The 23433-nt window shown below is 60.6% G+C and carries 18 protein-coding genes and 1 pseudogene; 7 read left to right on the plus strand and 12 right to left on the minus strand.

Annotation, left to right across the window (positions count from 1 at the left end; genetic code table 11):
* Nucleotides 1-23: 23 nt before the first annotated feature.
* The 5 genes and pseudogenes from pcaF to pcaR form a co-directional block, all read right to left on the minus strand.
* Nucleotides 24-1229, minus strand: coding sequence for a 3-oxoadipyl-CoA thiolase (gene pcaF, locus AEQ63_RS17010; protein ID WP_172667894.1), 1206 nt, complete (start codon nucleotides 1227-1229; stop codon nucleotides 24-26).
* Nucleotides 1226-2005: a CoA-transferase subunit beta gene (locus AEQ63_RS17015; protein WP_064364186.1), complete on the minus strand. Its 780-nt coding sequence runs from the start codon at nucleotides 2003-2005 to the stop codon at nucleotides 1226-1228. The genes pcaF and AEQ63_RS17015 overlap by 4 nt, the downstream gene beginning before the upstream one ends.
* Entirely contained in the window at nucleotides 2005-2862 is an 858-nt protein-coding gene (locus AEQ63_RS17020; RefSeq protein ID WP_064364187.1) for a CoA transferase subunit A, read from the minus strand. The genes AEQ63_RS17015 and AEQ63_RS17020 overlap by 1 nt, the downstream gene beginning before the upstream one ends.
* A 268-nt stretch (nucleotides 2863-3130) precedes the next feature.
* Nucleotides 3131-4476, minus strand: a pseudogene (locus AEQ63_RS17025) (MFS transporter).
* Between the two features lie 294 nt (nucleotides 4477-4770).
* The gene (gene pcaR, locus AEQ63_RS17030) at nucleotides 4771-5613 is read right to left on the minus strand and encodes a pca regulon transcriptional regulator PcaR (RefSeq protein ID WP_016771343.1); all 843 of its coding nucleotides are present in this window, start codon (nucleotides 5611-5613) and stop codon (nucleotides 4771-4773) included.
* Nucleotides 5614-6244: 631 nt separating this feature from the next.
* On the opposite strand from pcaR, the gene AEQ63_RS17035 reads away from it, so the two are divergent.
* Nucleotides 6245-6445, plus strand: coding sequence for a hypothetical protein (locus AEQ63_RS17035; RefSeq protein WP_008080067.1), 201 nt, complete (start codon nucleotides 6245-6247; stop codon nucleotides 6443-6445).
* Between the two features lie 150 nt (nucleotides 6446-6595).
* Here the strand turns inward: AEQ63_RS17035 and AEQ63_RS28660 are convergent, their stop codons facing one another.
* The gene (locus AEQ63_RS28660) at nucleotides 6596-6757 is read right to left on the minus strand and encodes a hypothetical protein (protein ID WP_161806088.1); all 162 of its coding nucleotides are present in this window, start codon (nucleotides 6755-6757) and stop codon (nucleotides 6596-6598) included.
* A 59-nt stretch (nucleotides 6758-6816) separates the two neighbouring features.
* Between AEQ63_RS28660 and AEQ63_RS17040 the strand changes: the two genes are divergently transcribed.
* Nucleotides 6817-8292, plus strand: coding sequence for an inorganic phosphate transporter (locus AEQ63_RS17040; RefSeq protein ID WP_042608193.1), 1476 nt, complete (start codon nucleotides 6817-6819; stop codon nucleotides 8290-8292).
* 1097 nt (nucleotides 8293-9389) lie between these two features.
* Here AEQ63_RS17040 and ccoM read toward each other — a convergent pair.
* From ccoM to AEQ63_RS17055, 3 genes are all read right to left on the minus strand, one after another.
* On the minus strand, nucleotides 9390-9503 hold the full coding sequence (ccoM, locus tag AEQ63_RS29160) for a cytochrome c oxidase subunit CcoM (protein ID WP_016771346.1): 114 nt from the start codon (nucleotides 9501-9503) through the stop codon (nucleotides 9390-9392).
* Nucleotides 9504-9647: 144 nt separating this feature from the next.
* Nucleotides 9648-9809, minus strand: coding sequence for a hypothetical protein (locus AEQ63_RS28795; protein ID WP_165839198.1), 162 nt, complete (start codon nucleotides 9807-9809; stop codon nucleotides 9648-9650).
* Between the two features lie 95 nt (nucleotides 9810-9904).
* A complete protein-coding gene (locus AEQ63_RS17055; protein WP_024011931.1) occupies nucleotides 9905-10246 on the minus strand; it encodes a hypothetical protein in 342 nt (113 codons plus the stop codon).
* 252 nt (nucleotides 10247-10498) lie between these two features.
* On the opposite strand from AEQ63_RS17055, the gene rapA reads away from it, so the two are divergent.
* Nucleotides 10499-13345, plus strand: coding sequence for an RNA polymerase-associated protein RapA (rapA, locus tag AEQ63_RS17060; protein ID WP_042608195.1), 2847 nt, complete (start codon nucleotides 10499-10501; stop codon nucleotides 13343-13345).
* 154 nt (nucleotides 13346-13499) lie between these two features.
* On the opposite strand, the gene AEQ63_RS17065 is transcribed toward rapA, so the two are convergent.
* Nucleotides 13500-14849, minus strand: coding sequence for a spinster family MFS transporter (locus AEQ63_RS17065; protein ID WP_064364188.1), 1350 nt, complete (start codon nucleotides 14847-14849; stop codon nucleotides 13500-13502).
* A gap of 301 nt (nucleotides 14850-15150) precedes the next feature.
* Here AEQ63_RS17065 and AEQ63_RS17070 point away from each other — a divergent pair, with 301 nt between their 5' ends.
* On the plus strand, nucleotides 15151-15519 hold the full coding sequence (locus AEQ63_RS17070) for a YkgJ family cysteine cluster protein (RefSeq protein ID WP_042608197.1): 369 nt from the start codon (nucleotides 15151-15153) through the stop codon (nucleotides 15517-15519).
* A 151-nt stretch (nucleotides 15520-15670) separates the two neighbouring features.
* Nucleotides 15671-17953, plus strand: a complete 2283-nt coding sequence (locus tag AEQ63_RS17075; RefSeq protein WP_064364189.1) for a putative bifunctional diguanylate cyclase/phosphodiesterase — start codon at nucleotides 15671-15673, stop codon at nucleotides 17951-17953.
* Here the strand turns inward: AEQ63_RS17075 and AEQ63_RS27325 are convergent.
* Nucleotides 17844-18740 carry an NAD(P)-dependent oxidoreductase gene (locus tag AEQ63_RS27325; protein WP_161806089.1) on the minus strand — a complete coding sequence of 299 codons (897 nt, stop codon included), beginning with the start codon at nucleotides 18738-18740 and terminating at the stop codon, nucleotides 17844-17846. The genes AEQ63_RS17075 and AEQ63_RS27325 overlap by 110 nt on opposite strands.
* A 196-nt stretch (nucleotides 18741-18936) precedes the next feature.
* Here AEQ63_RS27325 and AEQ63_RS17085 point away from each other — a divergent pair, with 196 nt between their 5' ends.
* On the plus strand, nucleotides 18937-21135 hold the full coding sequence (locus tag AEQ63_RS17085; RefSeq protein WP_064364191.1) for a hypothetical protein: 2199 nt from the start codon (nucleotides 18937-18939) through the stop codon (nucleotides 21133-21135).
* Nucleotides 21136-21404: 269 nt separating this feature from the next.
* Here AEQ63_RS17085 and AEQ63_RS17090 read toward each other — a convergent pair whose 3' ends face one another.
* A complete protein-coding gene (locus AEQ63_RS17090) occupies nucleotides 21405-21725 on the minus strand; it encodes a DUF2288 domain-containing protein (RefSeq protein WP_064364192.1) in 321 nt (106 codons plus the stop codon).
* Between the two features lie 351 nt (nucleotides 21726-22076).
* On the opposite strand from AEQ63_RS17090, the gene AEQ63_RS17095 reads away from it, so the two are divergent.
* Nucleotides 22077-23204: a branched-chain amino acid ABC transporter substrate-binding protein gene (locus AEQ63_RS17095; protein ID WP_064364193.1), complete on the plus strand. Its 1128-nt coding sequence runs from the start codon at nucleotides 22077-22079 to the stop codon at nucleotides 23202-23204.
* The last annotated feature ends 229 nt before the right edge of the window (nucleotides 23205-23433 follow it).

Genomic DNA, 23433 nt, shown 5'->3' on the forward strand with positions numbered 1-23433 from the left:
ATTCTTGTAAGTGCCGCAGCGCGTCAGACGCGTTCGATGGCCAGGGCCAGACCCTGGCCAACACCGACGCACATGGTCGCCAGGCCTTTCTTGCCAGCGGTCTTTTCCAGCTGATGCAGGGCGGTCAGTACCAGTCGCGCCCCGCTCATGCCCAACGGGTGACCGAGAGCGATCGCGCCGCCATTGGGATTGACCTGCGGCGCATCGTCGGCCAGGCCCAACTCGCGCAGCACCGCCAGGCCCTGGCTGGCAAACGCCTCGTTGAGTTCGATCACGTCGAAATCGCTGACCGCGACGCCGAGGCGCTCGGTCAGTTTGCGCACCGCCGGCACCGGGCCGATGCCCATTACCCGTGGTGCGACACCGGCGCTGGCCATGCCGAGCACTTTCGCGCGGGCGGTCAGGCCGTGTTTTTTCACCGCTTCAGCCGAGGCAAGTATCAGCGCCGCGGCGCCATCGTTAACGCCAGAGGCATTGCCGGCGGTGACGGTTTTGTCCGCGCCGTTGACCGGTTTCAGTCTGGCCAGCGCTTCAATTGTGGTGTCGGCGCGCGGATGCTCGTCCTGGCTGACCACGGTTTCGCCTTTTTTATGGGCGATGCGCACTTCGACGATTTCTTCAGCGAAGTAACCCGCGGCCTGAGCGGCAGCGGTACGTTGCTGACTGCGCAGGGCAAAGGCGTCCTGATCCTCGCGCGAAACCTGGTAGTCGTCGGCGACGTTGTCAGCGGTTTGCGGCATGGCATCGACGCCGTACTGCGCCTTCATCAGCGGGTTGATGAAACGCCAGCCGATGGTGGTGTCTTCCAGTTTCATGTTGCGCGAGAACGCCGCATCAGCCTTGCCCATCACGAACGGCGCGCGGGACATCGACTCGACGCCGCCGGCAATTGCCAGCTCCATTTCGCCGCTGGCAATCGCACGAAACGCAGTGCCGATGGCGTCCATGCCCGAGGCGCAAAGACGATTGAGGGTCACGCCGGGCACGCTGTCCGGCAGACCGGCGAGCAGCAGCGCCATGCGTGCAACGTTGCGGTTGTCTTCGCCAGCCTGGTTGGCGCAGCCGAGGAACACCTCATCGACTGCATTCCAGTCCACCGATGGATTGCGCTCCATCAAGGCTTTGATCGGCACGGCGGCCAGGTCATCGGCGCGAACGGCAGACAGTGCGCCGCCGAAACGGCCGATGGGGGTGCGAATCGCGTCGCAGATGTACACGTCACGCATCATGCTTCTCCCGGTGCCTGACCGTGGGCGGCGGCGGTGCGCGCTTCAAGATCACGCAGCGCGGTCAGCTCGACGTCGGTCGGCTCAGCAGTGGTTTCAACGGATTCGGCAAAACGGATCGCCCAACCGGTGGCGGCGACCACTTGCTCGCGGTTCACGCCCGGATGCAACGCGGTGACCACGAACTCGTTAGTGCCCTCCTCCGGTTCCATGATGCACAGGTCGGTGATGATCCCCACCGGCCCGGCGCCCGGCAGGCCCAGGCGCTTGCGCGAATCGCCGCCCTCGCCGTGACCGACCGAGGTGATGAAATCTAGCTTGTCGACAAACGAGCGCGCCGACTGTTTCAGGATGATCAGCACGCTTTTCGCCGAGCCGGCAATCTCCGGCGCGCCACCGGCACCCGGCAGACGCACTTTCGGCGCGTGGTAGTCGCCGACCACGGTGGTGTTGATGTTGCCGAAACGGTCGACCTGCGCGGCGCCGAGGAAGCCAACGTCGATGCGCCCGCCCTGCAGCCAATAGCGAAAAATCTCACCGGTCGGCACGACGGTGTCGGCGGTTTCGGCCAACTCGCCGTCACCGATGGACAGTGGCAGCACGCTCGGCTTGGCGCCAATCGGGCCGGATTCGTAGATCAGCACCACGTCCGGCGATGAAGTCAGACGCGCAAGGTTGGCGGCTTTCGACGGCAGGCCGATGCCGACGAAGCACACCGAGCCGTTCTTCAGGCGCCGGGCCGCAGCGACGGTCATCATTTCATTGGTGGTGTAAGTCATTACTTGGCCTCCGAAGCAGCGGCCAACTTGGCCTGGAATTCGCTGAAATCAGCGCAGCCATGGATGTATTCGTTGATCCACGCGGTAAACGTCTCACGGTCACGGGCGATCGGGTCCCACGCCTGATAGAAACGATTGTCGCGCTCGGTGTAACCGTGGGCGTAGGACGGATGCGCGCCACCCGGTACATGGCAGACCGCGCTCAAGGCCCAGGTCGGCAATACACAGGCGTTCATCGGTGCGTTGAGGTCGTCGACGATTTCTTCCACGGTGACGATGCAGCGTTTGGCCGCCAGCGCGGCTTCTTTCTGCACACCGAGAATGCCCCAGAGCAGCACGTTGCCTTTGCGGTCGGCCTTCGGCGCATGAATCACGGGGACGTCGGGGCGTACCGATGGCACTGCCGCCAGCACTTCGCCGGTGAACGGGCAGGTCACGGTTTTGATCAGCGGATTGACTTTCGGCAGGTCGGAACCGGCGTAGGCACGCAGCACCGCGAACGGCAGGCCGGACGCGCCAGCGACATAGGCATTGGCGAGGTCGGCATGGCTGTGCTCTTCGATCTCCAGCGCGTGCGGCCATTGCTTCTCGACCGCGTCACGCAGACGGTGCAGCGAGCCCACACCCGGGTTGCCGCCCCAGGAGAAAATCAGTTTGCGTGCGCAACCGGCGCCGATCAGTTGGTCGTAGATCAGGTCCGGCGTCATCCGCACCAGCGTCAGATCTTTCTTGCCCTGACGAATGATTTCATGACCCGCTGCCGTAGGGATCAGGTGAGTGAAGCCTTCGAGGGCGACGGTATCGCCGTCGTTGACGAATTGCTTCACCGCGTCGTGCAGCGAAAGGATCTCAGCCATGGAGCGGGCTCCTGTTCTTTTGTAAGGAATCGCCAGTGATAAAAAGGCGCGAGGTTCAGCGCCGGAGTCACTGAAGATTAAGCCTGGGAAAATCGCCAAACAATCCGATAATCGACTGAGTGTTCGTTTATCGAACGGATTGTTGTTCACCTAACAATCAGATCAAAAGCTTCGCGAGCAGGCTCGCTCCCACAGGGAAATGCATTCCAGTGTGGGAGCGAGCCTGCTCGCGAAGAGGTCGGCATGTTCAATAAAGATTCATGCCCGGTCAGGTCGCATCGGCGTGACTGACCACGCCCTTGATCAGCACCGCCGCCGTTGCCAGGCCGGCCGGGATCACCAGTGCGGTCAGCACCTGCTCGAAATTCCAGCCCAAGCCCAGCAAGGTCGCGCCCATCCACGCGCCGAGGATCGCGCCAAAGCGGCCGATGCCGAGCATCCACGACACCCCGGTCGCGCGGCCCTGAGTCGGGTAGAAGCGGGCTGCCAGCGACGGCATCGCCGATTGCGCGCCGTTCACACACATGCCCGCCACCAGCACCAGCGTCGCCAGCAAGGTGATGTTGCCCAGGCTCTGCCCCACCGCGTAGGCAAATACCCCGGCCAGCAGGTAGAAAATGCCGATGACCTTGTGCGGATTGAAGCGGTCCATCGCCCAGCCCACCGCGACCGCACTCAACACGCCGCCGAACTGGAACAACGCACCGATGAACGCGGCCTGCTCCATGCTCGCGCCGCTGTCGCGCATCAGCGTCGGCAACCAACTGGTCAGCAGGTAGACGATCACCAGGCCCATGAAATAGGTCATCCACAACAGCAGCGTGCCAGTGCTGTAAGTGCCGGAGAAAATCACCGCGAAGACATTGCGCGCCTTGACGGTTTTCTGTTCCGGCACACTGAAGCTCGAAGCCTGAGCAACGGTGATCGGATCGATCGGTGCGAGGGTCTTGCGCACTTTGTCGGTGCCACGGTTGCGCACCACCAGGTAACGCGCCGATTCCGGCAGCCAGAACAGCAGCACCACAGCAAGGATCAGCGGCAGGATCCCGCCGATCATCAGCAAGGCGTGCCAGCCGAACGCCGGGATCAGTTTTGCCGAGATGAAACCACCGCCGGCCATGCCGAGGTTGAAGCCGCAGAACATGCTCGTCACCAGCAGCGACTTCTTGCGCTCCGGGGTGTATTCCGAGAGCAGCGTGGTGGCGTTGGGCATGCCCGCACCGAGACCGAGCCCGGTCAGGAAGCGCAACACCAGCAGTTGTTCGACGTTGGTGCTGTACGCCGAGGCCAGGCTGAAGCCACCGAACAGAACCACCGCGCCAACGAGTACGACTTTTCGTCCGAAGCGGTCAGCCAGAGGGCCGGAGCCGAGGGCACCGAAGACCATGCCGATCAGCGCGGCACTCATCACCGGGCCGAGGCTGGCGCGATCGATACCCCAGTCCTGCGACAGCGCCGGGGCGATGAAGCCCAGGGCAGCGGTGCCGAGACCACGAGAAATACGATCCGGAAACACAGGACCACCACCCGCCACTGATAGCGCGAGATCGGTTGGTCGTTGATGAAGGTCTGCACATCGAGGCAGTTACCCACAGCGGACTGAGGCTGGTTCATTATTTTTATTCCACGCAAAAAACGCAGTCGAACGGCGGCCGGCCAGAGCACGGCACGGTCACAAGAATAGAAGATTGTAATCAGGCGTTGCGCGGGACCCGGCAACAACGGGTGAAACACAGACAGACGGGGATCGGGCGCATGGTGAGTTGCCTCTTGTCATTATTATCGTGGTCGACAGTCCGGCGGGCTCATACACGTCAGCACCGGATGACGCTGCCGCGACATTAATGATCCGAGGGTTTTAGCGTCAATTCGATAAACGCAACACTGTGCGTTTATCGAACAGCTTCCTCAGGCGAACAACTGCGCACTGAGGTCGCGACTGGCGCTGAGCAGGCCCGGCAGAAAGCGCTGCTCCAACTCGGCGCGACTGACCCGGCCGGCGTGGGTGCTGACATTCAGCGCCGCGACCACTTGCCCGGAGGCGTCGTACACCGGCACGGCGATCGAGCGCAGGCCCTGTTCCAGTTCCTGATCGACAATGCACCAGCCCTGCTGACGCACTTGCTGCAAACATTCAAGCAAAGCGTCGGGCGTGTGAATGGTGCGGCTGGTCTTGGCGACGAGTTCAGCGTGGTCGAGGTATTCGCCCAGCGACGTGTCATCCAGCGCTGCCAACAGAATCCGGCCCATCGACGTGCAATACGCTGGGAGACGCCCGCCGACTGAAAGGTCTACCGAGATCAACCGCTGCGTGGTCGCCGAGCGGGCAATGTAGAGAATGTCATCGCCCTCCAGCGTCGCCATGTTGCAGGCTTCGTGCAGTTGCTCGCTCATGCGGTCGAGATAGGGCTGGGCGGAAACGGCGAGCGGCGTCGAGGACAAATAGGCGTGGCCGAGGGTCAGCACCTTCGGCAGCAACGAATAGGTACGGCCGTCGGTGGTGGCGTAGCCGAGCTTGATCAGCGTGTGCAGGCAACGGCGCACGGCGGCGCGGGGAATTTCCGTGCGATGGCTGATCTGTGCAATGGTCAGGTGGCGTTTACGTTCCTGAAATGCCTGCACCACCGCCAGGCCACGGGCCAGCGAGGTCATGAAATCCGGATCACCGGTCAGCGCCTGAATGCGTTTGGCCGGCGAGGCGACGATGGGCGGCGCCACCGACGTGAAGGAGTTGCGCATTTGATCGTTCATTTCTTGTCCTTGTCCGGCACGCATCAATGCCTAGTCAACCGGCTCGCCGCGCGATGCACAAGCACCGGGGCATCAACATTGGGCGATTATCGAACCGCCGACCGATAATCGCAATCCAGCCCAGCGCGCCTTTCCATTGCCCTGAGTCGCCTTTATCGATTCTGCTCACAACTTGGTTGTTCTAGTTAATGGCGCCAAAAACAGAACGCCTGTTTCTATAACGCTGTCGTTACACTCAACTATGGGCAAAAGTTGCCAGCAACAAACCCGTCACACATTCAGAACCGTTTTTAACTTGGCAAAGATAGTCATTCCCGAATCGACCGCTATAATGCACCCTAGTCGCGGCGCTTTAATCCAAAGCCCGCGACTTGCTGAACGAGGCCCTTCGTCTCAGCCCCGGCCAGCGCCCGGCGCCCATTACACATGCAACGCCAGCGCTCGCTGAAACAGGAAACTGATGCTGCGTCAGTTTTTATCTGGTGCCGTAGCCGCCTGTAACACGGAAGTCTTGATTGCCTCTCCAATGTCACCCTGCCTGATCGGGCTGTGGATGACTGACGGGTTCGCTCAATTGACTCGTTGCAGTGTGTTTCACCGGATATCCAATTCAACTCATACAGGTAACACCGTGACGAAAGACGAACTGCGCGCGGAACTAGAGCGCCAGGAACAACGTTACAAGGAAGTTTACGGCGGGGAAGTCACCACCTACGCCGCTCAGCCGGAACCGGAACGCAAGGCATGGCGCAAGCGCCCTACCGTTCAGGATCAGGTGTTCAAGCAGGAAATCGAAAAAATCGAGAAGGAACTCAAAGCCGAAGAGCCATGAGCCACGGCTGCTGAACATTCCAAAGTCGGCGTCCACCCGAGCCTCAGCGCGGTGGCAAGACGACACCTCGCGCGCCCGCTACCCGCGGGCAGCGGCTGCATCGCTATTGTGTGGCTCAAGAACGAACGTCCCACAGGTTTCAGAGATATTTCAGACAAACGTTTGAGGCGCCAAAGCGCCGGAAAAACACTCTTGAAAATCAATTTTCCCTAGAAAAATCAAATAGTTGAAAAACCCTTCGTGACGCCTGGTTTTCACGCCCTGCAACAAATTAAATCGAACAAGGGTGAGACCAGTGAGCAGACGGGGCATCGATTTCCTGTCTTTTCTGGCATAATCGCGCCCCCTTACGACCGGGTCAGAAAACCTTCATGATCGATTTATTCAGCGGACTGGATGCTTGGGTGCTTGTGAGCCTCTTGCTCGCCCTGACGTTTGTCCTCGCCTTCGAGTTCATCAATGGATTTCATGACACCGCTAACGCGGTAGCCACTGTTATCTACACCAAAGCCATGCCGCCGCACCTGGCGGTGTTCTTTTCCGGTGTGTTCAATTTCCTCGGCGTGCTGCTGGGCGGCGTGGGTGTGGCGTATGCCATTGTCCATCTGCTCCCGGTTGAGCTGCTGATCAATGTGAACACCGGCCATGGCCTGGCGATGGTGTTCTCGTTGCTCGCCGCGGCAATCGCCTGGAATTTGGGCACCTGGTACTTCGGTATCCCGGCTTCCAGCTCGCACACCCTGATCGGCTCGATCCTCGGTGTCGGCCTGGCCAACGCGCTGATCAACGACATCCCGTTGGCCGATGGCGTGAACTGGCAGAAAGCGATCGATATCGGCGCCTCGCTGGTGTTCTCGCCGATGGCCGGCTTCCTCATCGCCGCGCTGGTGCTGATCGGCCTGAAGTGGTGGCGCCCGCTGTCGAAGATGCACAAGACGCCGGAACAGCGCCGCAAGATCGACGACAAGAAACACCCGCCGTTCTGGAACCGTCTGGTCCTGGTGATCTCGGCCATGGCCGTGAGCTTCGTGCACGGTTCCAACGACGGCCAGAAAGGCATCGGCCTGATCATGCTGGTGCTGATCGGTATCGTACCGGCGCAGTTCGTGCTCGATCTGAACAGCACCACCTACCAGATCGAACGCACCCGCGACGCGACCCTGCACCTGAGCCAGTTCTACCAGCGCAACGCCGATTCGCTGGGTGAGTTCCTGGCCCTGGGCAAGAGCGTGGAAGGCGACCTGCCGGAGAAATTCCGCTGCAACCCGCAGCAGACCGAACCGACCATCACCGCTCTGCTGCACACGCTTAAAGGCGTAGCGGACTACCATTCGCTGTCGTCGGAAAGCCGCATCGAAGTGCGTCGCTACCTGCTCTGCCTGGACGACACGGCGAAGAAAGTCGGCAAATTGCCTGGCCTGGAAGCCCGTGAAAAGGCTGACCTCGACAAGCTGCGCAAGGACCTGACCACCACCACCGAATACGCGCCGTTCTGGGTGATTCTGGCGGTCGCCCTGGCGCTGGGCCTGGGCACCATGGTGGGCTGGAAGCGCGTGGTGCTGACCATTGGCGAGAAGATCGGCAAACAGGGCATGACCTATTCGCAGGGCATGTCGGCGCAGATCACCACGGCCAGTCTGATCGGCATGGCCAATATTTTCAGCCTGCCGGTGTCGACCACTCACGTGCTGTCTTCGGGTGTCGCCGGGACCATGGTTGCCAATAAAAGCGGCCTGCAGGGTGGCACGGTGAAGACTATTCTGCTGGCCTGGGTGTTGACCCTGCCGGCGACTGTGGCGCTGTCGGCCGGGTTGTTCTGGTTGGCTTCGAAGGCTTTGGGTAGTTGATCGATTGCTGCTTGTGAAGGAGGCGCGATTCTTTGGAATCGCGCCTTTTTTTGGTTTTGAGTTTGTGTGTATATCCGTTGCTGCGGTAACGGCTTCTTATGGTTTCGCTCTTACAGCGAGTCACCTTTTCCAAACGCCGAAAAGGTAACCCAAAAGGCTTTGCCCCGGCGTACGGCCCGCTCGCTGGGGCTCGGGGTACCTTCGTTACGGGACCGATCCGGGCGCAGCGGCTCCGGTTGGCTTCGCTGCACCTACACTCGCTGTGTACGACTGCGTCGTACGGTCGCTGCGCTCCCACCCCCGGATCAATCCCGTAACGAAGCCTGCCGAAGGGGCAAAAGATCAAGAGCCGAAGCAAAGCAAAAGCCAGATCAAGAGCCCCTCACCCTAACCCTCTCCCGGAGGGAGAGGGGACTGAACGGGGTGATTGGGCGAAGCACGCCGGCCTGGGATATCGAGTCGAATGCAAATACGCACAAGATCAAAAGCCCCTCACCCTAGCCCTCTCCCGGAGGGAGAGGGGACTGACCGAGGTGTTTAGGCGAAATACGCTGACGTGAGATACCGAGTCGAATGCAGATTCTGAAAAACCCGCAAATTGGCTCCCTCTCCCTCGGGAGAGGGCTGGGGTGAGGGGCGAATCCACCGAAAATCCCAAGCCATGCGACGCTTCTAACCACTCAACAATGAGCGTTAGCTCGAGTGCTCTTGATCTTGATCCACGGGCGACTTCGGAAGGCTGAGCGGAGGGATTGATCCGGGCGTGGGAGCGCAGCGACCGTCTGGCGCAGCCAGACACAGCGGAAGGAGGTGCAGCGAAGCAAACCGGAGCCGCTGCGCCCGGATCGATCCCGCAGCGAAGGAACCCGAGCCTGCGAGGGCCGAACGCAGGAGCAAGCCTTTTTGGGTACTTTTTCGGCGTCTGGAAAAAGTGCCTCGCCGTAAGGGCGAAACCGCCAGCCGCAACCCCCACAGAAACGGATATACCCCCAAAACCCCAACAGCCTGGTCGGCCCAAAGGCCGCCACGGCCCCAAAAAAAAGGGGCAACCGAAGTCGCCCCAAAATGCCTTGCGTGCCCATCAAATCCAGAAGAACTCACTTGCGCCGCTTATGCGCATCCTTCCAGATAAAAAATCCAAACCCTGCAAAAAACAGCACCATGAGCCCCACCGTCAGAACCCCGGCAAACACCACGTTATCGAAAAACATGACTGGCCTCCTGGCCCTGCTTTGCTGCGATGGGTTCAAATTAGCAAACACACAGGCGCGCACATTGACCAGGATCAATATCCGCAAGGAAGGGAATCAAAGGAGGGGAAATAACTGACCTGCATCAATGGATGCGGCGGGAGATCAACGCTTTTTCGGTTTGTTCTTCGACTTTTTCTTGGTTTTTCCCAACGGCATCGCCTGCTCGAAGGCGTTGCGCACTTCGTTCAGGCGCTTTTCGTTGAGGTCATGCACACGCTTGGCGCGTTCGGTGTTGAGGTCGATCAGTTTGTCGTCTTGGCTCATGGCGTTCGGCACATCGCAAAAGAGATCACAGCTGCCGATCACCGGCAGGATTGCGCCAATCATGCCGCGTGGCGCTGGCGCTGACCAGTGACAGCTCAAATCTCGATGTCGACCCACAGTCCCTGACGCGGCTGATCGTCAATCAGCGGCACCACTGGCACGGTATTGTCAGCGTTCAGCTCGGTGCCCGGCACAGCCAGATGCTCTTCAGGATCTTCGTCCGCCTCGCGGCGCCGACGATCACGTTCCTGCTGACGGCGTTGTTCCTCGCGGGCGAGCAGCCGATCCTCTTCCGGATCACGCTTCTGCAGATCGATCGTGCTTTCGTTGGAGCTTTCCTGCACCGGCACCACAGGCGGAATGTCCGGCCGCTGGCGGATCGGATCCTGCTGGGAAGTGATCGGCACAGCGCTCAAGGGGAGCATCGGTGGCAACATATAAAGGTCTCCTGTCTGCAGGCTATCGGCTGGGGTGCAGGCGCCTTGAGCCGCCTGTCGTAATTGTGTGATGCACCTCGCACCCGTAGGAGCTGCCGCAGGCTGCGATCTTTCATGGGACAACGCAAAACCCAAGTGTTCCCAAAGATCAAAAGATCGCAGCCTTCGGCAGCTCCTACGCCAGTAATCTTTGGCCCTGAAGCCCTCATTCCGTTAAGATAGCCCGCTTTTTCAAGGTGGGAGTCAGGCAGCATGGCGCAGCAGTATCAACCGGGGCAACGCTGGATCAGTGACAGCGAAGCAGAGCTTGGTTTAGGCACCGTTCTGGCACAGGACGGCCGCTTGTTGACCGTGCTCTACCCGGCCACTGGCGAGACCCGCCAGTACGCGCTACGGAATGCGCCCCTGACCCGTGTGCGGTTCTCGCCCGGCGACTCCATCACCCATTTCGAAGGCTGGAAGATGACTGTGCAGCAGGTCGACGACGTCGACGGGCTGATGGTCTATCACGGCCTCAACGGGCAGAACGAAGTGGTCACTCTGCCGGAGACCCAGCTGTCGAACTTCATTCAGTTCCGGCTGGCCAGTGACCGTCTGTTCGCCGGGCAGATCGATCCGCTGCCGTGGTTCTCCCTGCGCTACAACACCCTTGAACACACCAGCCGCCAGTTGCAGTCCTCGCTGTGGGGCCTGGGCGGCGTGCGGGCGCAGCCGATCGCGCACCAGTTGCACATCGCCCGTGAAGTCGCCGACCGTATCGCCCCGCGTGTACTGCTGGCGGACGAAGTGGGTCTGGGTAAAACCATCGAGGCCGGTCTGGTCATCCACCGCCAGTTGCTCTCGGGCCGCGCCAATCGCGTGCTGATCCTGGTCCCGGAGAATCTCCAGCATCAGTGGCTGGTGGAGATGCGCCGCCGTTTCAACCTGCAGGTCGCGCTGTTCGACGAAGAGCGCTTCATCGAGAGCGATGCCACCAACCCGTTCGAAGACACGCAACTGGCGCTGGTTGCGCTGGAGTGGCTGGTCGATGACGAGAAGGCGCAGGACGCCTTGTTCGCCGCCGGTTGGGATCTGATGGTGGTCGATGAAGCGCATCATCTCGTGTGGCACGAAGACAAGGCCAGCGCGGAATATTCGCTGGTCGAACAACTGGCCGAAGTGATTCCCGGCGTGCTGCTGCTCACCGCGACCCCGGAACAACTCGGTCAGGACAGTCACTTCGCCCGTCTGCGCCTGCTCGACCCGAACCGTTTCCACGACCTGGCCGCGTTCCGCGCCGAGAGCGAGAACTATCGCCCGGTGGCCGAAGCCGTGCAGGAACTGCTCGACAAGGGCCGTCTCTCGGCCGAAGCGCACAAAACCATTCACGGTTTCCTCGGCAACGAAGGCGAAGCGCTGCTGACCGCGGTCAACGATGGCGACACAGAAGCCAGTGCGCGCCTGGTCCGTGAACTGCTTGATCGCCATGGCACCGGCCGCGTGCTGTTCCGCAACACCCGTGCCGCGGTGCAGGGTTTCCCGGAGCGCAAACTGCATCCGTACCCGCTGCCGTGCCCGGCCGAATACCTCGAACTGCCACTGGGCGAACACGCCGAGCTGTATCCGGAAGTCAGCTTCCAGGCGCAGCCGGACGCCAGTGAAGAAGAGCGCTGGTGGAAATTCGATCCGCGCGTCGAGTGGCTGATCGATCAACTGAAAATGCTCAAGCGCACCAAAGTGCTGGTGATCTGCGCCCACGCCGAAACCGCTATGGACCTGGAAGACGCCCTGCGCGTGCGTTCCGGCATCCCGGCCACGGTGTTCCACGAAGGCATGAACATCCTTGAGCGCGACCGCGCCGCCGCCTACTTCGCAGACGAAGAGTTCGGCGCACAAGTGCTGATCTGCTCGGAAATCGGCAGTGAAGGTCGCAACTTCCAGTTCGCTCACCATCTGGTGCTGTTCGATCTGCCGTCGCACCCGGACCTGCTCGAGCAGCGCATCGGTCGTCTCGACCGGATCGGCCAGAAGCACATCATCGAACTGCACGTGCCGTACCTGGAAACCAGTCCGCAACAGCGCCTGTTCCAGTGGTACCACGAAGCGCTCAACGCGTTCCTCAATACCTGCCCGACCGGCAACGCCTTGCAGCATCAGTTCGGCCCGCGCCTGCTGCCGCTGCTCGAAGAAGCGGACGACGGCGAGTGGCAAGCGCTGATCGACGAAGCGCGTGCCGAGCGTGAACGTCTCGAAGCCGAGCTGCACACCGGCCGCGACCGTCTGCTGGAACTCAATTCCGGCGGCGCTGGCGAAGGTGAAGCGCTGGTCGAGGCGATCCTCGAGCAGGACGACCAGTTCGCCCTGCCGATCTACATGGAAACCCTGTTCGACGCGTTCGGCATCGACAGCGAAGACCATTCGGAAAACGCCCTGATCCTCAAGCCGAGCGAGAAGATGCTCGACGCCAGTTTCCCGCTGGGCGACGACGAAGGCGTGACTATCACCTACGACCGCAACCAGGCGCTGTCGCGCGAGGACATGCAGTTCATCACCTGGGAACACCCGATGGTGCAGGGCGGCATGGACCTGGTGCTGTCCGGCTCGATGGGTAACACCGCGGTCGCGCTGATCAAGAACAAGGCGCTGAAACCGGGTACCGTGTTGCTGGAATTGCTCTACGTCAGCGAAGTGGTCGCACCGCGTTCGCTGCAACTGGGGCGCTACCTGCCACCGGCGGCACTGCGCTGCCTGCTCGACGCCAACGGCAATGACCTGTCGCCACGGGTCTCCTTCGAAACCCTCAACGACCAGCTGGAAAGCGTGCCGCGCGCCAGCGCCAACAAGTTCATCCAGGCCCAGCGCGATCAGCTGACACCTCGGATCAACGCCGGCGAAGAAAAGATCGCCCCGCGTCACGCCGAACGTGTGGCCGAAGCGCGCCGCCGTCTGGCCGCCGACACCGACGAAGAACTGGCGCGCCTGACCGCGTTGCAAGCGGTCAACCCGACCGTGCGCGACAGCGAACTGGAAGCCTTGCGCACTCAGCGTGAGCAGGGTCTGGCGATGCTGGACAAAGCGGCGTTGCGCCTGGAAGCGATTCGGGTGCTGGTGGCGGGCTAACCGCCTGCTCCACCGCTGAAAACAAACAGGCCCGCAGTGATGCGGGCCTTTTTTATTTCAGAAGCAAAAAGCAAAAGATCGCAGCCTTCGGCAGCTCCTACAGGGAGAATGCGTTCCTCCTGTAGGAGCTGCCGAAGGCTGCGATCTTTTGATCTTAAGCAGTCGCAGCTGCAACCTCTGGCTCAACCACCGCCACCAACCCGTCCTTCATCCGCTGCGCATCCCGCACGAAACAGCGCGATGCCAGAAACAGAAAGACCATGGTCAAAAACAGCGCCACCGGAATCAGGTACATCGCGTCATGCAGACCGACTGCCTTGAACGCTTCGGTCATCTGCTCAGCGCCCGCCGACAGCATCGCCGTGTGCGCGAAGTGATCCGACAGCCCACCGACGACTACCGGCCCCAACCCGCCCCCCAGCAAATACAGACCGGCAAAGAACAACGCCATCGCCGTCGCCCGCAGGCGCGGTTCGACCACGTCCTGAATCGCCGTGTACACGCAGGTGTAGAAGTTGTAGGCGAACAGCCAGCCGACGCTGAACACCGCAACGAACACGCCGATCTCGACGCGTCCGGCATGCAGCGCCCACGCCGTGCACAAGGTCGAGATGATCAGACTGAACGCCGCAAACAACAGGCGTCCACTGGCGAAGCGCTGGTGAATCTTGTCGGCGATCCAGCCGCCGAGAGTCAGCCCGACCAGCCCGGTGACGCCGACGATAAATCCGGTGGCCACCGCCGCCTCCTGCAACGGCATGAGGAAATAGCGCTGCAGCATCGGCACCAGAAACGAGTTGCAGGCATAGGTGGCGAAGTTGAAGCACAGCCCGGCCATCACCAGCCACAGGAAGGTCGGTACGGCGAGGACGCGACGGATCGGCTTGTCGACCCTCTCTTGCGAGACCTGCACGGTTTCAGCCGCACCGCGTTTCGGCTCCTTGATGAAGAACATGAAAACCGCGAGGATCAGCCCCGGCACGGCGGCAATGAAGAACGGCGCGCGCCAGCTGTCGAAGGCCTTGACCATCGCGCCGATGGTGAAGAACGCCAGCAGCAGCCCCAGCGGCAGGCCAAGCATGAAGATACCCATCGCCCGTGCCCGACGGTGTGCGGGAAACAGGTCACCGATCAGCGAGTTCGCCGCTGGTGCGTAACTGGCCTCACCGATGCCGATGCCCATCCGCACGATCAGGAAGCTCCAGAAACTGCCGACCAGACCGTTGACGGCGGTCAGCGCGCTCCACGTCGCCAGGCCCCAGCCCATCAGTTTGCTGCGCGAACCGGTGTCGGCCATGCGCCCCAGCGGCAGGCCGGCAATCGCATAAACCACGGTGAACGCGGTGCCGATGATGCCCAGCTGAAAGTCGCTGAGGTGCCATTCCATGCGGATCGGTTCGATGATGATCGCCGGGATGGTGCGGTCGAAGAAATTGAACAGGTTGGCGAGGAACAGCAGGAACAGAATGCGCCAGGCATTCGCCGCTTGGGTCGAGTTCTGCATGGGTCCGTCTCTTTATTGTTATGAGGGCTTCACTGCCAGCGCGTCGAGCCCGGAACCTGCAATCTAGTCAGGCGCGCGGGGACTGTCTGTCATCATTCGTCAGCCTGATATCGGCCCATCGCAGTGTAACGAAACGTAAGCCCTTGATAAGTCTGGAATCCCCCGCCATACGGGGCTTTTCCGGCAAAATCCGGCGACAAAAAAATAGTTTCGCGCCCCCCTTCCCAACGCCATGGCAACGCCTAGAATGGCCGCCGGATCCGTCCGGATCTTCCGATCAATCCCTTTGATACCCCCGCCCATGTCCGAAGCCAGTCCGTGTCTGAATTGCGGTGCCTGCTGTTCCCATTTTCGCGTGTCTTTTTTCTGGGGTGAGTGCTCATCCGCTGGCGGGACGGTGCCCGATGAACTGGTCGCACAGATCACCCCGAGCCGAGTGGCGATGATCGGCACCGACCGCAAGCCGGCGCGTTGTACGTCTCTGGCGGGTGAGGTCGGCAGCGCTGTGGCCTGCACGATCTATGACAAACGCTCGAGCACCTGCCGCGAGTTCGAGGCGTCATGGGAGAACGGCGAGCACAACCCCGACTGCGACAAGGCCCGCGCCGCCCACGGCTTGCCACCCTTGCCGCCACACTGGAACGACCTGCCGCTGGAGCGCATTGCCTGAGCCTTAGCGCGAATCGCTATGAGGCTAATGGCAAAATCGTTACCACCAATGTGCCACTACGCCTTGCAGCTTGGAAACCGCCTCTATACTCCTTGCATTCGCCTGCGTTGGATTGACGCACGGGCCAGATGAATCCGAGACGGGGCACGCTATGGAGTGGCTTGGTTTGCAGTTTGTTGCCGAGCTGCCGGCGAGCGGGCAGATACTCCTCGATTGCAGGCACAATCCCTTACTGGTGCTGGTGGCCTATCTGGTCGCCTGCGCGGCGAGCTTCGCCACCCTCGACATGGCTGAGCGTGTCGTGCATGCCGAAGATCCGGGATCGCGGCGGATCTGGCGCTGGATCGGCGCGACCTGCCTGGCCGGCGGCATCTGGGCCATGCACTTCATTGGCATGCTGGCTTTCCAGACACCGATCGACATTCAGTACGACCTCGGCATCACCCTTTTCTCTTTGCTGATCGCCCTGCTCGCCTCATGGCTGGCCATGCACACCCTGAGCGAGGTCCAGCCAAGCGCATTGCATTGTCTCAAAACTGCGTTTGTCATCGGCTTGGGCATCGCGGGGATGCATTACGTCGGCATGGCAGCGATGAAGTCGAGCGCCACCGCCTACTATCAGCCAGGACTGTTCGCGCTGTCGGTGCTGATTGCTATCGGCGCGAGTTTCGCCGCGCTGTGGGTAGCGCGTTATCTGAGCGAAGGCAGCGGCGTCGCGCACCAATTGCTCAAGTACAGCGCGGCGCTGATCCTCGGTGCTGGCATCATCAGCATGCACTTCACCGGCATGGCTGCCCTGGATCTGGTGCTTCCCGAGGGCGCTCTGGCAGCGAGCGGCGGCGAAACCGGGCATCTGCAACTGGGCCTGACCGTGGCGCTGATCATCCTGTTGATCCTCGGCAGTGCGATCAGCGCCGCTCTCGCCGACAAGAAACTGCAAAACAAGGACAACGATCTGCGCCGGGTCAACGCCCTGCTCAGCCAGCTCGATCAGGCGCGCATGTCCCTGCAGCAAGCGGCCAATTACGACGCGCTGACCAACCTGATCAACCGCCGTGGCTTCAACCAGATGTTCGCCGAGAAGCTCAGCCAGAAAACCAGCGAAGGTGGCATGCTCGCGGTGATGTTTCTCGACATCGACCATTTCAAGCGCATCAACGACAGCCTCGGCCATGATGCTGGGGATGCGCTGCTCAAAGTCATCGCCCAACACATCAAGAGCTCGGTGCGCAGCCACGAAGACGTGGTCGCGCGGTTCGGCGGCGATGAGTTCTGCATCCTTATCAGCCTGCGCGACCGCGAAGAGGCGCGCGGCATGGCGCAGCGCATCATGCACAAGATGAAAGAGCCGATCGAACTGGCCGGCCGGCGCATGGTGATGACCACCAGCATCGGCATCAGCCTGTTTCCCGAAGACGGCACCACCTGCGAAGAGCTGCTCAAGCACGCCGACCTGGCGCTGTACCAATCCAAGGGCGCCGGGCGCAACGGCTTGCACTTCTTCAATTCCAGCCTGAAGACCCGCGCCAGTTGTGAGCTGCAACTGGAAGAAGAACTGCGCGGCGCGCTACGGGAAGACAACGCGCTGATGCTTTACTACCAGCCGATCTTCGAACTGAAAACCGGGCGCGTGACCAAGCTCGAAGCGCTGATCCGCTGGCAGCATCCGCTTCACGGCTTGCTCACGCCCGATCGCTTTATCGGTATCGCCGAGAACAACGGTTTGATCGCCGAACTGGACAACTGGGTGCTGCGCCGCGCCTGCAAGGATCTTGGCGAACTGTCGCGGCATGGTTGTGCAGAATTGAAAATCGCCTGGAACTGCTCGCCACTGAATCTGGCGCGGGAAGAGCTGGCCGAGGAGATCGAACACGCGTTGCACACCGCCGGGGTAGCGCCGGAACGCCTTGAACTGGAGGTTACCGAAAACGCTTTGATGGGCAATATCGCCAACACCCTGGTACTGCTGCGGCAGATCCGTGCCCTCGGCGTGTCGCTGTCGATCGATGATTTCGGCACCGGCTACTCATCGCTGGCCTACCTCAAGCGCCTGCCGCTGAATACTCTGAAGATCGATCGCTCGTTCATCCTCGATATTCCCACCGCCACGGCGGACATGGAGATCGTCCAGGCGATCATCGTCATGGCGCATACCCTGCATCTGCAAGTGGTCACAGAAGGCGTCGAAAGCCTGGAGCAATATGAGTTTCTCGAGCGTTCGGGCTGCGATTTCATTCAGGGCTATCTGCTCAGCCGCCCGGTGCCGCTGGACGAACTGCGCGCGGTGCTCGATGAAATCAACCAGCGCAAACCCGTGCTCGGGATCAATCCTCTGAGTCTGGCCCGCGATACATTTGCACCAGTGTCGCTGGATCCTGCGCTAAAAAGCCTTGCGCCCCATGCAGGCGCATCAATTGTGCGGCCAATCCGCTGATTGGCGTCGCCGAACCCTGTTCGCGGGAAAATTTCACCGCCGTGTCGAGATCCTTGAGCAGCGTGCGCACGTGCCATTTGATCGGCTCGAAACGGCTCTCGGCCATTTGCGGGGCGAGGATCTGCAAAGGCTTCGAATCGGCGAAACCACCGGCCAGCGCTTCGGCGATCAGACGGGCATCGACCCCGGCCTGCTCGGCCAACGCCACCACTTCGGCGATCACCAGCGCATTGCAGGCGACGATCATCTGGTTGCACGCCTTGGTCACCTGCCCGGCGCCGATGCCGCCCATGTGCGTGACGCGCTGACCGAGGTTGAGTAGCACCGGGCGTACCCGTTCGAGATCCGCCGCCGCACCGCCGACCATGATCGCCAGACTGCCGGCCTCGGCCCCCGCCACGCCGCCGGACACCGGTGAATCGAGCCAGGCCATGGCGCTTTTCTCGGCCAGCGCTGCGGCCATCTCGCGAGTCGCGGTCGGTTCAAGGCTGGAGAAATCCACCAACAGCTGGCCGTTTTTCGCACCTTCGGCGACACCGCCAGCGCCAAACACCACGTCACGCACCACGGCAGTATCGGCCAGACAAAGCATGACGATGTCAGCGTGCGCACACAGTTCGGCGGGGCTCGTCACTTGTCGGGCGCCGGCCGCAACCAGTGGCCCGCATTTGTCCGGGTTGCGGTTCCACACGGTCAGGGGATAACCCGCCGCCAGCAGACGCTGGCACATCGGCAGGCCCATCAGGCCGATTCCGGCAAACCCCAACGAAGGTAGCGTTGACATCATTTTGCCTCTTTTCCATTAAAGATCACCGAATCATGGCCGATTCATCAACGATCAGGAAAGGATTCCGCCCGGCGACCAAAGCAGCCAGCACCACGACGCCCGGGCCGTATTCGCGCACACAAGACGCGAGATCTAATTCCGTGAGGTTCGCCGGCACTGTGCGGCGAGCCAACCCAGTCCAGGTAAATGGCCCCCCATGCCCCCCAAAAACAACCCCGCCAGTGCAACAGCCGATCTGACCCTGAGCCCCGCCGCGAACAGCGCGTCACTGTCCCGACCCGCGCAGCCTTCGCGCCCGCTGTCGACCCAGCAATACCTGTACTTCACCGAAACCAACACCGACCGCATCCTCGATAACCTCGACGGTCTGCGCGACTCGGTATTTCCGCGCCCGGCGCATCTGGAAGGCGACAACGAGCAGCACAGCGACCAGGAATTTCCTTCGGTGTGCCTGATCGGCCTCGGTCGCTGCGGCTCCAACATCGCCCTCGACGTGGCGGAGCTGGTGTACAACGCGCGCAAGTTCTACCTCAACGAATTCAACAACGAAGACCGCCCGGCTGACCGGCGTCTGGCCGACAAGGGCTACAGCCCGGCGCAGTGGATCAAGAACAATCTGCGCATCGGCACCAGCAAATCGACCAAACCGGTATTCCTGGTCGAACCGCTGGTGATGCTCGGCGACCTCGACAAGGACATCGCCGGGCGCATCCGTTTCTCGCGCAAGGGCGAGAAAAGCGGCTTCCTGCGCGACTACAGCAAAATGAAGATCATGGACTTGTCCGAAGTCCACGCCGGCGGCGCCGGTAACGCGCCGATCCTCGGCCAGTACCTGGCGAAGATCATCCTCAACAAGGACACCCAGCGCTTCTCCAGCCCGGACTGGAAAATGATCCACTCGTACCTGATCGACAGCTGCGGGATCAAGGCCAACCAGTCGCGCCTGTACTTCTCGATCTTCAGTGCCGGCGGCGGTACCGGTTCCGGCATGGCCTCGGAGTTCGGTCTGGCGCAGCAGCACTCTTACATGAACAAGACCTTCGACACCAAGCCGATGGATGAGCACGACGGCAAGAGCGGCCATTCGTTTGTGTTCGAACCGATCTTCACCAGCGGCATTTGCGTGCTGCCGAACATTTCCGATCACCGCAGCGAAATGTCCGAAGCCCTGCACATCAATGCCGGGCGCCTGCTGTGCAAATACCTGTCGGAGGAATGGGATTTCTCCTACAACTTCGCCAACGAGGACAGCAGCGAAGCCAGCGTCATGGGGCGTATCCGCCCGTGGAACGCGATGATGCTGATCTCCAACGACATCATGCGTTACGCCGAAGAAAGCGATGACGGCAACATCCAGAACATTGATGTCAATGCCATGGAGAAGCACGCCAACCAGTACATCTCGCAGCAGATCTTCAACATTCTGACGGCGCAGGCAGTCACCACTGACTACGACCAGAACTACTTCCGCCGCGCCGGCATCGACATCGGCGAAACCATTCGCCTGGATGCCAATGACCTGTTCATGAGTCTGGCCGGCCCGGTGGCGATTGCCTACGCCGAATCGGTGGTCCCGGAAACGCCGCCGCCGAGCAGCGACAAGTTCAAGGTCTTCGATAAAGAGCCGCAGCGCCTGAACATCGACGACCTGTTCTTCCGCTCGATCGACCTGCCGCACTTCAACAAGGTCACTCAGGCGATCGAAGGCATCAGTCTGTTGCCGATCGAGTCCAAGCGTTATCGCGCTTCGCTGGAGCAGTACAAGAACTCCGGTTACGACGCGGCAGCGCTGCACGATCTGCACTTCTTCAAGAACTGCTCGTCGGTGGTCTCGATCGTCTCGCTGCCGAAAGACTACAAGCTGTCGTACATGGACCTGAACCGGTTGAAGACCCACCTCAACAGCCTGTTCCCCAACACCACGCTCAAGCGCTACGCACTGGTGATCGGCGCTTCGGCCAACCTGTCGCTGACCACGCTGATCGCCAAGAGCCCATGCCTGTCGGACGACTTCCTCACGCTGATCGTGGCGTTCATCAAGCGCTGTTTCGCGAAGAACCTGTACCGTTTCGACGAGACGCTGGACAATTCGATTCTCGACTTCATCATTCAGGAAGATTTCGACGAAGCGCGTATCGACGACCTGCTCAACGAATTCGAAAACCCGGCGAAGATCCTCGACACCAATTGGTACGCGATCAAACCGATGTACGAGAAAAAGTATCGCGAGCTGATCAACGACAAAGACAAGTTTGTCTCGATCAATGACATCCGCCTGTCGCGTGATTGCGTGAAGAAGTCGATCAAGTATTTGCGCGAAATCTACCGCCACCGGATTGGCAAGACCAAAGTGATTTCGCTGAATAACCATACCGGGAAGACTTACTCGGTCTGATCAAAGACCGGGTCGTCTCAATCGCGAGCAGGCTCACTCCTACATTTCGGAATGCGTTCCCCTGTAGGAGTGAGCCTGCTCGCGATGAGGCCCTACAAACACCGAAAATTTTTGCTTAACCAACATCCAGAAACAATTAAGCGACCGTCCGGCCGCTCAATAAACTGTTCCCGTTACGTTTACGTCACCGTGAGGCGTGGTGTTTCTCCACGGCAAGGTGCCATCACGCTACTCGGCTACACACTTTTCGAAGACGCCCCGTCGCACCATCAAGGTGCATCACCCGAAGTGACCGCCCTTTCCTGGATCAGAATCCACGGTGAAACCACTACAGCCCACAGCTGCGGATCACGATCGAAAATATCCAGCGCCCGCGTTTCAGACAGCTTGGCGACCTTGTCCTCGGCCAGCCAGGCCGCGACTTTCTCGCCCTCGTCCGATGCTACGGCCTCGGCGGCAGCGATCAAATCAAGGTCGGGGCCGACCCACAATAGGGCACCCTTGGCGAAGAACGGCTCCAGCTCTTTCCAGGTAATTGATGCCGTTTCACCAAGCAGCTTGGCATAGAGGGTGCTAGGTTCTTGATTCATGGGAGCTGTCCGGAAAAGAAATCGACGCGAATGATAACGTCGGTGGTCCGTCAGAAAAACCCGGTTGCAAATGGCTTCACCGAACGAAAAAAGCAGGAAGGCCAGGGAATGCTGCCTTTTGGGATATATGCCCCCGATTGCCCCGCCGCAATTCTGTCTCTTTCATTCAAAAATGCGACACCCTCAAGTTTTGCCCCGTGGCGCCTGCTTCCCAGTTGATCAAGCGGCGCTCTACACTGTACCGGTACAGTTGCCGGGGCATTTTCCGGAGGGTATCGCGAAGATATCTGACCCGGTTCTGCTGCTACGGCGCCAGAACTCTAAAAAATACAACAGTAAGAGTGGAGCACTATGACTAAGGCTACTAAGCAGATTTCCAAACTGTTTGCCGCTATGGTTCTGGCCGGGGTTGCCAGCCATTCGTTCGCAGCTGACACCATCAAAATCGGTATCGCCGGCCCCAAGACCGGTCCAGTAGCCCAGTACGGCGACATGCAGTTCAGTGGCGCGAAAATGGCCATCGAGCAGATCAACGCCAAGGGCGGCGTCGACGGCAAGCAACTGCAAGCCGTTGAATACGACGATGCCTGCGACCCGAAACAAGCGGTAGCGGTAGCGAACAAGGTCGTCAACGATGGCGTCAAGTTCGTGGTCGGTCACCTGTGCTCCAGCTCCACCCAGCCCGCTTCGGACATCTACGAAGACGAAGGCGTGATCATGATCACCCCGGCTGCCACCAGCCCGGACATCACCGCCCGTGGCTACAAAATGATCTTCCGTACCATCGGTCTCGACAGCGCCCAGGGCCCTGCCGCCGGCAACTACATCGCCGATTACGTGAAACCTAAAGTGGTTGGCGTGCTGCACGACAAACAGCAGTACGGTGAAGGTATCGCCACCGCCGTGAAATCGACCCTCGAGAAGAAAGGCACCAAGGTTGCCGTCTTCGAAGGCGTCAACGCTGGTGACAAGGACTTCTCCGCAATCATCGCCAAGCTCAAGCAAGCCAACGTCGACTTCGTCTACTACGGCGGCTACCACCCGGAGCTGGGCCTGATTCTGCGTCAGGCTCAGGAAAAAGGCCTGAAAGCCAAGTTCATGGGTCCGGAAGGCGTGGGTAACGACTCGATCACCCAGATCGCCAAGGACGCCTCCGAAGGCCTGCTGGTGACCCTGCCGAAGTCCTTCGACCAGGATCCGGCCAACGTTGCTCTGGCTGACGCCTTCAAAGCCAAGAAGGAAGATCCGAGCGGTCCGTTCGTGTTCCCGTCCTACTCGGCGGTGACCGTGATTGCCGAAGGCATCAAGGCGGCCAAGTCCGAAGACGCGGCCAAAGTCGCTGAAGCCATCCACGCCGGTTCGTTCAAGACCCCGACCGGCGACCTGAGCTTCGACGACAAGGGCGACCTGAAAGACTTCAAATTTGTCGTGTACGAGTGGCACAACGGCAAACCTAAAACCGAAGTTTCGCCTCAGTAAGGCCATGCCCGACTGACTGCCAATAAAGCCCACGGCGTGCCGTGGGCTTTGTTTTGCGAATGTAAGGGCCGCGCTGGCGTGATCCGCCAGTCTGCCCACCTGAAAATCTCAAAACCGTCATCAGCGGTTCGCTGGCAAAACCCGGATTCGAAGTGGATAGAGATCCACGGGGCCGGGCGGGAAAATGACTCCACCAGTGAAATGCGTACAGGTTTTTAGGAGCGCTGTA

The organism is Pseudomonas sp. RIT-PI-o (assembly GCF_001297215.1).
GTDB lineage: Bacteria > Pseudomonadota > Gammaproteobacteria > Pseudomonadales > Pseudomonadaceae > Aquipseudomonas > Aquipseudomonas moraviensis_A.

Excerpts from the sequence above, each read along its gene's own strand:
- rapA (WP_042608195.1), top strand. The coding sequence starts at position 10,499 with ATGGCGCAGCAGTATCAACCGGGGCAACGCTGGATCAGTGACAGCGAA.
- AEQ63_RS17055 (WP_024011931.1), bottom strand. The coding sequence starts at position 10,246 with ATGTTGCCACCGATGCTCCCCTTGAGCGCTGTGCCGATCACTTCCCAG.
- pcaR (WP_016771343.1), bottom strand. The coding sequence starts at position 5,613 with ATGAACGATCAAATGCGCAACTCCTTCACGTCGGTGGCGCCGCCCATC.
- AEQ63_RS28660 (WP_161806088.1), bottom strand. The coding sequence starts at position 6,757 with ATGCCCCGTCTGCTCACTGGTCTCACCCTTGTTCGATTTAATTTGTTG.
- AEQ63_RS28795 (WP_165839198.1), bottom strand. The coding sequence starts at position 9,809 with ATGAGCCAAGACGACAAACTGATCGACCTCAACACCGAACGCGCCAAG.
- AEQ63_RS17075 (WP_064364189.1), top strand. The coding sequence starts at position 15,671 with ATGGAGTGGCTTGGTTTGCAGTTTGTTGCCGAGCTGCCGGCGAGCGGG.
- AEQ63_RS17065 (WP_064364188.1), bottom strand. The coding sequence starts at position 14,849 with ATGCAGAACTCGACCCAAGCGGCGAATGCCTGGCGCATTCTGTTCCTG.
- AEQ63_RS17070 (WP_042608197.1), top strand. The coding sequence starts at position 15,151 with ATGTCCGAAGCCAGTCCGTGTCTGAATTGCGGTGCCTGCTGTTCCCAT.
- AEQ63_RS27325 (WP_161806089.1), bottom strand. The coding sequence starts at position 18,740 with ATGATGTCAACGCTACCTTCGTTGGGGTTTGCCGGAATCGGCCTGATG.
- AEQ63_RS17090 (WP_064364192.1), bottom strand. The coding sequence starts at position 21,725 with ATGAATCAAGAACCTAGCACCCTCTATGCCAAGCTGCTTGGTGAAACG.
- AEQ63_RS17020 (WP_064364187.1), bottom strand. The coding sequence starts at position 2,862 with ATGGCTGAGATCCTTTCGCTGCACGACGCGGTGAAGCAATTCGTCAAC.
- AEQ63_RS17040 (WP_042608193.1), top strand. The coding sequence starts at position 6,817 with ATGATCGATTTATTCAGCGGACTGGATGCTTGGGTGCTTGTGAGCCTC.
- AEQ63_RS17015 (WP_064364186.1), bottom strand. The coding sequence starts at position 2,005 with ATGACTTACACCACCAATGAAATGATGACCGTCGCTGCGGCCCGGCGC.
- ccoM (WP_016771346.1), bottom strand. The coding sequence starts at position 9,503 with ATGTTTTTCGATAACGTGGTGTTTGCCGGGGTTCTGACGGTGGGGCTC.
- AEQ63_RS17095 (WP_064364193.1), top strand. The coding sequence starts at position 22,077 with ATGACTAAGGCTACTAAGCAGATTTCCAAACTGTTTGCCGCTATGGTT.
- pcaF (WP_172667894.1), bottom strand. The coding sequence starts at position 1,229 with ATGATGCGTGACGTGTACATCTGCGACGCGATTCGCACCCCCATCGGC.
- AEQ63_RS17085 (WP_064364191.1), top strand. The coding sequence starts at position 18,937 with ATGCCCCCCAAAAACAACCCCGCCAGTGCAACAGCCGATCTGACCCTG.